The organism is Bacteroides salyersiae, assembly GCF_031172035.1.
GTDB lineage: Bacteria > Bacteroidota > Bacteroidia > Bacteroidales > Bacteroidaceae > Bacteroides > Bacteroides salyersiae.
The window spans coordinates 2,514,220-2,527,756 of the sequence record NZ_CP133452.1 but is presented as its reverse complement, the minus strand read 5'-3'; the positions used below and the strand labels follow the sequence as shown (position 1 = coordinate 2,527,756).

10 protein-coding genes are annotated in these 13,537 nt (G+C 40.3%); all 10 read left to right on the top strand.

Translation table 11 applies throughout. The features are described from left to right. Positions 1-10 precede the first annotated feature (10 nt). Positions 11-2,071, top strand: coding sequence for a M3 family metallopeptidase (locus RB604_RS09100; RefSeq protein WP_122282002.1), 2,061 nt, complete (start codon positions 11-13; stop codon positions 2,069-2,071). A gap of 16 nt (positions 2,072-2,087) precedes the next feature. Beyond that, a complete protein-coding gene (locus RB604_RS09095; protein WP_005925231.1) occupies positions 2,088-2,606 on the top strand; it encodes a DUF4847 family protein in 519 nt (172 codons plus the stop codon). Between the two features lie 12 nt (positions 2,607-2,618). Beyond that, positions 2,619-3,038, top strand: coding sequence for a dCMP deaminase family protein (locus tag RB604_RS09090; RefSeq protein WP_055295084.1), 420 nt, complete (start codon positions 2,619-2,621; stop codon positions 3,036-3,038). A gap of 61 nt (positions 3,039-3,099) precedes the next feature. Continuing rightward, complete coding sequence (locus tag RB604_RS09085) at positions 3,100-4,845, top strand: S41 family peptidase (RefSeq protein WP_005925235.1); 1,746 nt, start codon at positions 3,100-3,102, stop codon at positions 4,843-4,845. Beyond that, entirely contained in the window at positions 4,757-5,290 is a 534-nt protein-coding gene (locus RB604_RS09080; RefSeq protein WP_025819104.1) for a 5-formyltetrahydrofolate cyclo-ligase, read from the top strand. The genes RB604_RS09085 and RB604_RS09080 overlap by 89 nt, the downstream gene beginning before the upstream one ends. After that, positions 5,287-6,075 carry a histidinol-phosphatase gene (locus RB604_RS09075; protein ID WP_007478571.1) on the top strand — a complete coding sequence of 263 codons (789 nt, stop codon included), beginning with the start codon at positions 5,287-5,289 and terminating at the stop codon, positions 6,073-6,075. Before RB604_RS09080 ends, RB604_RS09075 begins: the two co-directional genes overlap by 4 nt. A gap of 274 nt (positions 6,076-6,349) precedes the next feature. Then, entirely contained in the window at positions 6,350-6,913 is a 564-nt protein-coding gene (locus tag RB604_RS09070; RefSeq protein WP_005925241.1) for an RNA polymerase sigma-70 factor, read from the top strand. A 90-nt stretch (positions 6,914-7,003) separates the two neighbouring features. Then, the gene (locus RB604_RS09065) at positions 7,004-7,939 is read left to right on the top strand and encodes a FecR family protein (RefSeq protein WP_309009516.1); all 936 of its coding nucleotides are present in this window, start codon (positions 7,004-7,006) and stop codon (positions 7,937-7,939) included. 201 nt (positions 7,940-8,140) lie between these two features. After that, complete coding sequence (locus RB604_RS09060; protein ID WP_229103561.1) at positions 8,141-11,656, top strand: SusC/RagA family TonB-linked outer membrane protein; 3,516 nt, start codon at positions 8,141-8,143, stop codon at positions 11,654-11,656. A gap of 12 nt (positions 11,657-11,668) precedes the next feature. Next, positions 11,669-13,522, top strand: a complete 1,854-nt coding sequence (locus RB604_RS09055; RefSeq protein WP_005925248.1) for a SusD/RagB family nutrient-binding outer membrane lipoprotein — start codon at positions 11,669-11,671, stop codon at positions 13,520-13,522. The last annotated feature ends 15 nt before the right edge of the window (positions 13,523-13,537 follow it).

Below are 13,537 nucleotides of genomic sequence, written 5' to 3'. Positions count from 1 at the left end.
AATTTGCATAATTACTAATATGATAGACGCTCAAAATCCTTTTTTCGAAAAGTATAACACCCCGCATGGAACTGTCCCATTCGATAAAATAAAAACAGAACATTATGAACCCGCCATCCGTGAAGGTATACGCCAACACATCGCGGAAATAAATGCCATCACCGATAACCCGGAAGTACCTACTTTCGACAACACTCTATTGGCTTATGAAAAATCAGGAGACTTATTAAACCGTGTCGTCACCGTATTCAGCAACTTGCGCAGCGCAGAGACCAATGATGATCTGCAAATATTGGCTCAGAAAATGATGCCGCTTTTAAGCGAACACGATAATGATATCAGTCTGAACGAAAAGCTGTTTGAGCGCATAAAAACGGTCTATGACCGGAAAGAACAATTAAACCTCACGGCGGAGCAGATGAAACTGCTCGAAAACGTTTATGATGGCTTCATTCGCCAAGGAGCCAATCTGAAAGGGGAAGCAAAAGAGGAATATCGCCGTCTAACCAAAGAACTGAGCAGCCTGACACTGGAATTTAGCGAAAACAACCTAAAAGAGACCAACAATTATCAGTTGATACTGACTGACAAGGCACAACTTGCCGGACTGCCGGAAAGCGCCGTAGAAGCAGCTGCCGAAACTGCCAAAGAGAAAGGACTGACAGGCTGGGTATTTACACTGCAAGCTCCCAGCTATATCCCTTTCATGACATATGCCGGCAACCGCGACTTACGCAAAGAGCTCTACTTGGCTTACAACACAAAGTGTACGCATGACAATGAATACAACAACATAGATATTGTCAGAAAAATAGCCAACACCCGAATGAGCATTGCACAATTATTAGGATATGACAACTTTGCGCAATATACATTAGAAAAACGAATGGCACAAAACAGCGAAGCTGTCTACAACCTGCTGAACCAATTATTGGAAGCATACACTCCTACTGCGCAAAACGAATATAAAGAGGTACAGGAACTTGCACACCGGGAACAAGGAGCCGATTTCACGGTTATGCCATGGGATTGGAGTTACTACTCCAATAAACTGAAAGATCAAAAGTTCAATATCAATGAAGAAATGCTTCGCCCCTACTTTGAACTGGAAAAGGTGAAAGAAGGAGTATTCGGGCTGGCAACACGCTTATACGGCATCACTTTCAATAAGAATACCGATATTCCGGTATACCATAAAGAGGTGGATGCTTACGAAGTATTTGATAAAGACGGTCAGTTTTTAGCAGTACTTTACACCGATTTTCATCCGCGCGAGGGAAAACGTGCAGGAGCATGGATGACGGAATACAAAGGCCAGTGGATCGATAGTGAAACAGGTGAAAACAGCCGTCCGCACGTTTCTGTGGTAATGAACTTTACGAAACCGACTGAGAATAAACCCGCACTGCTGACTTTCAACGAAGTAGAAACATTTCTACATGAATTTGGCCATAGCCTGCACGGCATGTTTGCCAACTCCACTTATGAAAGCCTGAGCGGTACCAACGTATACTGGGACTTCGTGGAGTTACCCTCACAAATCATGGAAAACTTTGCCATTGAAAAGGATTTTCTGAATACATTTGCCAGACATTACCAGACAGGCGAAAACCTACCGGAAGAATTAATGAAACGCATGGTGGATGCAGCAAATTTCAATGCAGCCTATGCCTGTTTGCGACAGGTAAGCTTCGGTTTACTGGATATGGCTTGGTACACCCGTCATACCCCATTTGAAGGAGATGTTAAAGAATACGAACAGAAAGCATGGGCAAAGGCACAAATACTGCCGGTTGTAAAAGATGCTTGCATGAGCACTCAGTTTTCACATATTTTCTCCGGAGGATACTCTGCGGGATATTATAGTTATAAGTGGGCGGAAGTATTGGATGCCGATGCATTTTCATTATTCAAACAAAAAGGAATATTCAATCGTGACGTAGCCGGCTCTTTCCGCCAGAACATTCTTTCCAAAGGAGGTACCGAACATCCGATGACACTTTATAAACGTTTCCGTGGACAGGAGCCGACCATTGATGCATTGCTGATCAGAAACGGTATTAAAAACTAAAGATGAAATAAGTCAAATGAGAAGAGATACAGTGAAATATATCGCATTATTATTCTGCCTAACACTTGTCATCCCCTTTCTGAGCGGATGCAATGATACGGACGATGTACAAAAAATATTCACGGGAAAAACGTGGAAAATGACATATATCACCAAAAAGAATGAACATAGCTGGTATAAATTTACAGATGTCAGTGAAGCCATATACAAATCTTACGACCCGATAAACGGTACAAAAGCATTCAAAATAGCTTTTACCGGAAGTACGGAAGACAACATTATTCGCGGAGAATTCAGTGGAAGCGGTTCTGTGACTTTCACTGGCACTTGGCAAGCGGACGGCAAAAGCAACGAGTTCAGGATAACAGGTATCAAAAACCAACCTTCTTACGGTGACTCTAAAGATACACTGGCCAAACACATTGTTGAAGGACTCGAAAATGCGACCTCTTATGAAGGGGATGAAAGAAATCTATACCTCTATTTCGAATATGAAAAAGAGACACTCTGCATTGCATTCACACCCGAAAGATAAAACAATACGACAATGAATAAACAATCAGAATTAGACAAGCGTTATATACGCATGGCCAGCATTTGGGCAGAAAATTCATATTGTCAGCGACGTAAAGTCGGTGCCCTTATCGTGAAGGACAAAATGATTATTTCTGACGGTTACAATGGAACCCCTTCCGGTTTCGAGAACATTTGTGAAGACGAAAACAATGTCACAAAGCCATACGTGCTCCATGCAGAAGCAAACGCCATAACCAAAATAGCACGCTCTAACAACAGCAGCGACGGTGCTACCATGTATGTCACCGCTTCTCCCTGCATAGAATGTGCCAAATTAATCATTCAGTCCGGTATCAAGCGAGTGGTTTATTCCGAAAAGTATCGCCTGGAAGACGGTATCGAACTACTGAGACGAGCCGGTATCGATGTAGTATATGTCGGTGAAGAATAATCAGTAATCCTCCGGCACAGCTAAATTATAAATTGTAAATGATTAAATCGTAAATAAACTCATGAGTACAAAAAACTCTTCCCGTTTTACCCCTGTCATCATTGCTATCAGCGTAGTAATAGGAATCCTTATCGGTACATTCTATGCCAAGCATTTTGCGGGCAACCGCCTGGGTATTATCAATGGCTCATCCAACAAACTAAACGCCTTATTACGTATTGTCGATGATCAGTATGTAGATACGGTAAACATGACAGATCTCGTAGAGAAAGCAATGCCCCAGATTCTGGCAGAACTCGATCCGCACTCTACCTATATCCCGGCGCAGAACCTGGAAGAGGTTAATTCCGAACTGGAAGGCAGTTTCAGTGGTATCGGCATTCAGTTCACGATACAAAACGACACCATCCATGTTAACGCAATCGTTTCCGGTGGTCCTTCCGAGAAAGTGGGCTTAATGCCGGGCGACCGTATCGTCACTGTAGACGACAGCCTGTTTGTCGGAAAACAGGTTACGAACGAACGTGCCATGAAAAAATTAAAAGGTCCGAAAGGAAGTCAGGTAAAATTAGGCATCAAACGTGCTACGGAAAAGGAATTGCTGAACTTCACCATCACCCGTGGCGATATTCCTCAAAATACGATAGACGCCGCATACATGCTGAATGACGATTTCGGATATATCCAGATCAGTAAATTCGGACGTACTACCCATGTAGAACTCTTGAATGCCCTCGCACAACTGAATCATCAAAAATGCAAAGGACTCATCATTGACCTGCGTGGAAATACCGGTGGCTATATGGATGCCGCAACCCGTATGGTAAACGAGTTCCTGCCACAAGGAAAATTAATCGTTTACGCCCAGGGACGTAAATACAAACGTTTAGACGAAGTTGCCAACGGGACAGGAAGCTGTCAAGACATTCCGCTAATCGTCCTTGTAGATGAAGGGTCGGCTTCCGCCAGCGAAATTTTCTCGGGTGCCATACAAGACAACGATCGGGGTACCATCGTAGGTCGCCGGTCATTCGGTAAAGGATTAGTGCAGCAGCCGATCGATTTCAGTGACGGTTCTGCCATCCGTCTGACGATTGCCCGCTACTACACCCCCTCCGGACGCTGCATACAACGCCCCTATGAGAACGGAAAAGACCGTAATTATGAAATGGATCTGTACAATCGTTATACGCATGGAGAGTTCTTCTCTAAAGACAGTATCAAGCTCGATGAATCACAACGTTACTCTACAGGCCTTGGTCGCCCGGTATACGGTGGCGGCGGCATTATGCCCGACGTATTTGTTCCGCAAGATACTACCGGAGTAACCTCCTACCTGTCGACAGTATTAAACAAAGGGCTGACCATTCAATTCACTTTCCAATATACGGATAATAACCGCGAAAAGATGAGTCAATACGATACGGAAGAGGCATTGGTAAATTATCTTCGTCAGCAAGGATTAGTCGAAAAATTCATCCGCTACGCAGAAACCAAAGGGGTAAAGAGAAGAAATATCCTGATCCAGAAATCATACAAATTGCTGGAGAAAAACATTCTCGGAAATATCGTCTATAACATGTTAGGGAAAGAGGCTTACATCAAATACTCCAACCAGACAGACCCTACCGTAAAGAAAGGGCTGGAATTACTTGAAAAAGGAGAAGCTTTCCCCAAAGCACCGGTTATTACCGAAGAACCGGAAACCCAAAATAAAAATGAAAGAAAGGAAAAGAAAACTGCGAAAGTGGATAGCACAGGAGAAAACCCGGTATTGCGACTCTACGCTGAAAGATCTTTCTGCTGATATACTTGCCAACCTCGAAAAGCATCCGGCTTTCGAGGCGGCAACTACGCTATTACTTTATCACTCATTGAAGGACGAGGTGCAAACCCACTCCTTCATTGAGAAATGGAGTAAAAAAAAGACCATTATTTTACCTGTCGTCGTCGGAGAGGAACTGGAACTGCGGCTCTATACCGGTCCTCAGGATTTAGCTATCGGCGCCTATGGAATTGCCGAACCTACCGGAAAGGTATTTACCGATTATAAAGCCATCGATCTGGCCGTTATTCCGGGAATGGCTTTTGACAAGGATGGCCATCGCTTAGGAAGAGGCAAAGGTTATTATGATAAACTCCTCCCCTACATTCCGGCAGTCAAGATCGGAATATGTTTCCCGTTTCAGTTGATCGAAGAGGTGCCTGCCGAACCGTTCGACATCTGCATGAATACAATTATAACAAAATGAAAACTAATTATCACACCCACACCACCCGCTGCCACCATGCGACAGGGAGTGACGAAGATTATGTTTTAAGCGCCATCAAAGGCGGCTATCAAGAACTCGGTTTTTCCGATCATACTCCATGGAAATATCGAACCGGCTATCTATCCGGTATCCGCATGACTCCCGAAGAATTTCCCGAATACGTACAAAGTATCCGCACATTACAAGAAAAGTACAAAAACCGTATCAGCATAAAATTAGGATTGGAGTGTGAATATTTCCCCGAATATATTCATTGGTTGAAGGAGTTGGTTCGTGAGTACAAACTGGACTATATCATTTTCGGCAATCATCATTTTCACACAGATGAGAAGTTTCCCTATTTCGGACATGGCACTACCACACAAGACATGCTCGACCTTTATGAAGAAAGTTCCATTGAAGGAATGGAAAGTGGATTATTTGCCTATTTTGCCCATCCGGATCTCTTTATGCGCTCTTACCCGGAATTCGACCGGCATTGTAAACTGGTGAGCCGCCATATCTGCCGCACGGCAGCACGATTAAACATCCCGTTAGAATATAATATAGGTATGATGGATTATAATCAGGCTTTTGGCGAGTTGACCTACCCCCATCCCGAATTCTGGCATATTGCAGCCAACGAGGGATGTACTGCCATTATTGGAGTAGACGCCCACGACACTAAAGCATTAGAATATTCCGGATATTATGACCAAGCATATGAAACACTAAAAGAACTCAAAATAAAGACAATCGACCGGATAGAATTCTTAAAATACTGATATCATAAAACGGGATATTTATTTTTTCCTATTTCACTGAAAATCAAGGCATATAAAAGTATATACTATTACACAGCAAAAGTATATATCTTTATAGCGTAAAAGTATACACTTTTACACTGTAAATATATATATTCTTACATTAAGTTATATCAGCCTCACAGTAAAACCCACCATTAAAAGGATTTATAAAACACATAGCTGAAAAAAAACTTAAGATTATTTATCTTACATTGGCAATTTTGCTATCTTTGTATTAAATAATAGCAGCATAATGAGCAATACTCCTGAACCAATAACTTTTAATCAACTGTTTACCGACTACAAAGGGCGATTTACCCGTTTCGCGCAGACCTATGTACGGAATACGGCAGTTGCAGAAGATATTGTCATAGATTCATTGGTTTATTATTGGGAAAATCGACAGCGGTTAGATGAAAACACCAATATACCTGCCTATGTGCTCACTGTTATAAAGCATAAATGCCTAAACCACCTCCAACAGCAACAAATACATAAAGATATTGAAGAAAACATTCAGTCTCATGCCGAATGGGAGCTCAGTACCCGTATTGCAACTCTTGAAGCATGTAACCCCAACGAACTTTTCAATGCAGAAGCGATGGAGATCGTTAACCGTACCTTAGCCAAACTGCCAGCACGTACCCGAGAAATCTTCATAATGAGCCGTATGAAAAATATGTCTCATAAAGAAATTGCAGCAAAACTGGACATTACGACTAAAGGTGTTGAATTTCATATTAGTAAAGCACTTAAAGAACTGAGAATAAGCTTAAAAGACTATCTCCCTGTATTTCTATACTTATTTTTTTATTAAAAAAATCAATTTTCCACTAGGGATATATCTTTTTTATCTGCTTAACAAATAAGAAGATAAAAAAGGCGTATGCATTTTTAATTATTGATTATGAATAAAGAACTATTATATAACTTTTTTCAAGGAAAAACTTCCATGCAGGAAGAAATCCAAATAAGAAACTGGATGGAAGCATCACCGGAAAACCGGAAACTCTTTCTGGAAGAACGGCAATTATTTGATGCGATGATCTTATTAGCTGATGAGGATAAGATCCGCTCTTATCAAAAGAAGAATATCTTTATCGGTAACTATTGGATAAAAGAAGTAATGAAAATTGCTGCTGTAATTGCAATGACTCTGATAGGAGCATATGCATACGACAGATATACCCCCAAAGAAGAACTATTAGCTATGCAAAAAATAACGGTTCCCGCCGGACAAAGAATTAATCTTGAGCTTTCAGACGGAACAGTAATTTGGCTTAATTCACGTTCAACGATCCAATATCCGGCCTCATTCTCAGGAAAAAACCGTACCGTCCAATTGAATGGAGAAGCTTATTTTGAAGTAGCTCATAACGCACAAAAACCTTTTATAGTAGAAACAGCAAAAGGAAATGTGGAAGTCTTAGGCACAAAATTCAATTTGGAAGCCTATGCTGACAATAATTCTTTTGTGACTTCTCTAATGGAAGGTTCCGTAAAGGTAACATCCGGAACCAAAGAACGCCTTATAAAACCGGATGAAATGGTCGTATTAGACCATGGCGACTTAAAGGTTACTCCTATAGAAGATTATAATGTATATCGATGGAAAGAAGGTCTTATCTGTTTTAAAGATGAAACTTTCGTAAACATCATGAGCAAATTTGAAACTTGTTATGGAGTAACTATAAAAATTGAAAACCAAAAAGTTATAAATTCCCGTTACACTGGAAAATTCCGTCAATCAGACAGCATCTCTTATGCTTTAAGGGTATTGCAAAAAGACGTCAAGTTTACATTTGAAAGAAATGAAGAAAATCAAATAATTTATATTAAATAAGATATGGCCTATGGAATAGAATGAAAAAAAAATCTCCAAACAGAATTAAAAAAAGAGTGCCAATACCTTGACCCGCATCGACACTCTGAATAATATCAATTATCTAATAACTATATTAAACATAGCAAAGATATGAATAAAAAATCTTTGTGTGGTAGATTATACCCGCAAAAATTACGAACCAATCATCTTTTTAAGATCATGAGAATTACATTCTTGTTAGCCTTTATTTCTGTTTTCAGTTTGAATGCAAAAGACGTACACTCTCAAAATGCACGTGTCACTTTGTCTCAAACGAACAGTCCGTTAGAAGTTATTATCAATGAAATCGAAACTCAGACCGATTATCTTTTCATTGTTAATTCCAGTATCGATACCAATAAAAGAGTATCGATAAAAGTAAAAAACGCTCCAGTGCACAATGTATTAAACCAACTGCTTAAAGGAACTAATATAAGCTATTCCACTGAGGGTTCTTACATCATCCTTTCCCAAAATAAGTCTCAAACAGACAAAGACGAACCCATGCAGGAGGTTAAAGAAGTCATCATCACAGGTAAAATCATTGATGCACTCGGAGAACCTCTAATAGGAGTCAACGTTGTATTAAAAGGAAGCACAGCAGGAACAATTTCTGATATTGACGGAAATTACTCTTTAAAAGTACCCGAAGGAAAAGGAGAAATCCAATTCTCATACATAGGATACCGAAATGTCGTTTTACCCATTGGAAACAAAACTGTTATTAATGTAACGATGGAAGAAGATTCTAAAGTATTGGGAGAAGTGGTTGTTACTGCCTTAGGTATCGAGAAAAAAGCCGAATCTTTAACGTATGCTACTCAAAAAGTAGGAGGAGATGAATTGACAAGAGCCAAAGACGCCAACTTTATCAATGCATTGCAAGGTAAAACAGCCGGATTAGTCATTACTCCTAACTCGACAGGTGCCGGTGGTTCTTCTAAGTTACTACTTCGCGGAAACGCATCTGTCTTAGGAGAAAACTCTCCGTTAATAGTTATGGACGGTGTTCCGATGGCCAGTCCTGCTTCTACACAAATCACGGACGCTCTATTATCTGGTGGTAATACAACTGACGGCGGAGATATTTTATCGAATATCAACCCGGATGATATTGAAAACATAACCGTTTTGAAAGGTGCCAACGCCGCCGCGCTGTATGGTAGTGCTGCTGCTAATGGAGTACTTATGATCACTACTAAAAAAGGAAAAGAAGGAAAAGCAAGTATCAGCGTATCGAGCAGTACTCTTTTTGAAACTCCTTTGGTTACGCCCAAATTCCAAAATATTTTCGGTGCAGATGTTGAAAGCTACAATGATACTTCTTTAAATCCGAATCAGGTAATTGCCAAAAGACGATTAGGAAACTACTCATGGGGAAGCCGGATTGGACGCTTGTCAGGAACGACATTAGCAGAAATTCCTTATGCGAGAAATTCCGCTGTGGATAATGTTAGCAGTTTCCTTGAAACAGGTACAAACTTTAATAACTCAATATCAGCCTCTTTCGGATCGGAAAAAGTCAACAATTATATTTCTTACGGAAATACGACTTCTAAAGGTATGATTCCTAATAATAAATTTAATCGCCACAACCTGACTTTCAGACAGGGAATGAAACTTTTCAAGGATCGTGTGGAGATTAATTTGTCTGTCAGCTATGTTTATCAGGAATCTAAAAACAGACCGGGATCAGGTATTTACGGTAATCCACTGTACGACCTATACTTATTGCCCCGTAATGCCGATATCTCTTATTTTAAAGATAATTCTGAAGTATATGGACAATTGTACTATATACAAGGTATTTATGACGAAAATAACAAAATCGTATATCCTAAAGCGAGTACCAGCGGCCCTATTCAACAGTGGCCATGGATCAACGAAGAAAATCGTAACTCACCTTATTGGTACATGAACCGATTGCAAAAGAACTCAATACGCGAACGTATTTATGGTACTTTGGGATTAAAGGTCAATATCCTTGAAGGTTTGAGTGCACAAGCACGTTTCAGAGCGGATCGTATCAGAGATACAAACGAAACAAAAACCTACCAAGGTACAAAAGCGAAAACGCTCTATAATTCGATTTACGAATACTCCAGAAATAATGTTGATATGATGTATGCCGACTTTTTGATTTCATACAATAAGCGAGTGAATAATTTAGATCTATCAGCCAATTTCGGAGGTTCTACTGAAAAAGAAGATTTAAATGATGTAGGATGGAATTATTGGATGAGAGACTCTACAAGTATCCCAAACGTATTCGACCCATCCAACATAATAACCAATAAAAAAGATGGTACCAGTCTGCCCGTAACCAAATCAAAAGATCAGAACTGGACCAACTCAATATACGGTACATTCTCCTTAGGTTATAAGGAAATGATCTATCTTGATGCGTCTTTCCGCACAGACTGGTCGCGTGTGTATACTCAGTTTGAAATGTTTGATGCCCCCAGTCATTACACTTATTACAGTGTAGGTGGTAATGCGATATTAAACAGATTATTCAAGCTTGAAAGTGATGTATTAAACCACTCCAAATTACGTATCTCTTATAGTGAAGTAGGTAACTCTATTCCAAACTATGTATATGGAGCTGTAAAGCAGAACATTAGTTCGGGAACGATAGAAGCATCCCAATACCGTACATTCCGCAACCCAAAACCGGAAACGGTACGTTCGACAGAAGCGGGAATCGACCTCCGTTTATTTAGAAATATGATCGATTTCGATTTCACTTTCTATAACTCCAAGATGTTGAATCAATGGTTACCTAAACCGGCGGCAACAGGTGGAACTTTACCATTAAATTCCGGATTGATCAGAAATCGTGGTATTGAAACAACATTAGCCTACAACTTCACAACCCCGGACAACAAGTTCACCTGGCGCACTGCATTCAACTACTCTTTCAATCAAAACAAGATTTTAGAAACATATGGAGACAACAAGAATGAAATGATAGAACAAGATCCTGTGTATAACGGTGGTCTGAAATTACGCTACGAAGTAGGAAAACCTTATGGTGAATTATATGGTAAGACATTCCAATACGGTGCTGACGGTAAAATTAAAACAGACAGCCAGGGTATCCCAATGTTAACCAAAGACTATAACTGTTATTTAGGAAATGCAAACTCCCCCCACCATCTTGGATGGAGCAATACGTTTACTTATAAAAATTTCTCTCTCTTTTTCCTGATTGACGGTAAAATAGGAGGTAATGTTATATCGTATACGGAAGCATTGCTTGATGCATACGGGGTATCGGAACGAAGCGGAGAAGCACGTCTGACAGGGATAACCTATCAGCAAAGATCGGCAGTAGGCGGTGTAGAAGTTATGCTACCTGTACCGGGAATTGTTATGCCGGACGGCGAAATCACTTCTGTTCAAGGATATTACCAAAGGATAGGATTGGGACAACCGGCATTAAGTGAATATACATATTCGGCAACCAATTTCCGCTTACGTGAAGCATCCGTGGGATACACTTTCCGTAATCTTTTCGGAAGTGGAAACCATTTAAATGTTTCATTCGTTGCCCGCAACTTATTCTTCCTGCTTAAAAAGTCTCCTGTAGATCCGGATGTGTCTGTCTCTACAGCCAATAGCTATGGAGGTATTGAAGCATTCTCTTTACCGACAACCCGCAGTTTTGGTTTGAATCTTAAAGCAACATTTTAATTGTATATAGATATGAAATTTAATAATATTTTTTTAGTAAGCGCTATCGTATCTTTGTCCGTTGCCCTGAGTTCATGTTATGAATCGGCATTGGAGTATGAAGGCGATGTGAACAGTATCAATTCTGATGACGGAACAGGATCTGATGAAGGGTTCCTGGCCAGCCCTGATCTTGCAGTGGGTTTTTTACGGACGGCACAGCTTCGCGTTATTGATGCCAAAGAACATCCATACCAATACCAATATACATTTATCGGAGATGATCCGGTCGGATATATGTCTTCTCCCCACAATTTTGATGGACGTATGACATCGAGTCTGGCATTTTACAGTGATTTTGCAAGTGGTCCTGCTGCCAATCTTCAATGGGTGGCTCAACAAGCGGTCCCCGTTATGCGTTCGGCCGACACATTGAAAATAGCTCCTTTAGGTGCCTTTGCCTCCATCCTGTTCTCAGACGTTTCTCTACAATACACCAATGTACATGGTCCGATGCCCTTATCTGATTATAAGGTATTAAAAGAAGAACGCCCGTTAACATATGAAAAACAGAGCGTAGTGTATACCCAATTGTTTCAAGATCTGGTCAGAGCTGATTCCATATTGGCAGAATATGAAAAGCAACCGGTTGAAAGTATTGACGATCTTATTAAAGAGACCGATATGCTGACAGAACAAAGTACAGCCGCCAATATTGTAACAATGTGGAGAAAATATGCAAACTCATTAATTTTACGTATGGCAATGACGGCAGTTGATGTAGAAGGATATACATGTAACATCAACGGTGAAGAGAAAACGGTACGGCAATTAGGAGAAGAGGCTGTTCGTCGCGGAGTTTTACAGGCCGGTGACAAAACAATCGGATTACTCTGTGGAAACGGAACAGAGGTTGGTAATCATCCTCTCTATAAAATTGCAAATACTTGGGTGGATTCTCGTTTGAATGCTTCCTATCACAACTATTTAATCCGTACCCAACATCCTATTTTAGAATTCTGGTTTGCAAAAAATGAAGGAGCTATAACCAACCGGAATCAGTCTACAATAAAAAAAGAAGAAAAATTCTTAAGTATCCGTTCCGGTATGGAGCTATCTACTCAAGCTCTTACAACGCAGACTTATCAATACTATTCAAAGTTTAACTTAAACTTTTCCGGTGAGAAATTGGCATTTTTTAAAGTAGAGGAAGTTTTATTCTTATTGGCGGAAGCTGACTTACGCGGATGGAATGTAGGCGGAACGGCAGAAGATTTTTACAATGCCGGTATAAAAGAATTCTTCACTAAACACGCCTTTTCTGACGCTTCTTATAATGAATACATGTCTTGGAAAGGTATGGGAAATTTAGGTGTATCCCCACAAATAAAAGAAGAAGCCATCTACAAGGATTTCTTGGACAGTGATAATAATCTTCCATTATGGGGCGGATATTATATGCTTAACAATAGCTATGATAAACCTGAAAACGCAGATACCAATCCTTATATCAATGATTCAAAAGAGCAAAAACTTCAGAAAATCATTACTCAAAAATGGATTACTTTATTCCCGCTTTCCACAGTTGCCTGGACAGACTATCGCCGTACTGGTTATCCAATACTTCTGCCATACTGTCCATTTGCCTATGGAAATTCAGATGGTTCATTGGAAGAGCCGCGTTTTAACTGGGAAACCGGTGAAATGCTTACCACAGGAGTAACGATACGTCGTATACCTTATAATACCGGTAGCCTTGAAATAGCTAATGAAGTTGCTTTAACCGCTACTTCTGCCTTGAATGAAGAGACAACCGGAACGGCCAAGGGGGATACGCAAGGAACCCGTTTATGGTGGGATATCGCAGAAAAAAAGACACTTGATTAATATTTACTTAAAATT

Coding starts and splice junctions, on each gene's coding strand:
- RB604_RS09095 (WP_005925231.1), top strand. CDS start 2,088: ATGAGAAGAGATACAGTGAAATATATCGCATTATTATTCTGCCTAACA.
- RB604_RS09090 (WP_055295084.1), top strand. CDS start 2,619: ATGAATAAACAATCAGAATTAGACAAGCGTTATATACGCATGGCCAGC.
- RB604_RS09085 (WP_005925235.1), top strand. CDS start 3,100: ATGAGTACAAAAAACTCTTCCCGTTTTACCCCTGTCATCATTGCTATC.
- RB604_RS09080 (WP_025819104.1), top strand. CDS start 4,757: ATGAAAGAAAGGAAAAGAAAACTGCGAAAGTGGATAGCACAGGAGAAA.
- RB604_RS09075 (WP_007478571.1), top strand. CDS start 5,287: ATGAAAACTAATTATCACACCCACACCACCCGCTGCCACCATGCGACA.
- RB604_RS09070 (WP_005925241.1), top strand. CDS start 6,350: ATGAGCAATACTCCTGAACCAATAACTTTTAATCAACTGTTTACCGAC.
- RB604_RS09065 (WP_309009516.1), top strand. CDS start 7,004: ATGAATAAAGAACTATTATATAACTTTTTTCAAGGAAAAACTTCCATG.
- RB604_RS09060 (WP_229103561.1), top strand. CDS start 8,141: ATGAGAATTACATTCTTGTTAGCCTTTATTTCTGTTTTCAGTTTGAAT.
- RB604_RS09055 (WP_005925248.1), top strand. CDS start 11,669: ATGAAATTTAATAATATTTTTTTAGTAAGCGCTATCGTATCTTTGTCC.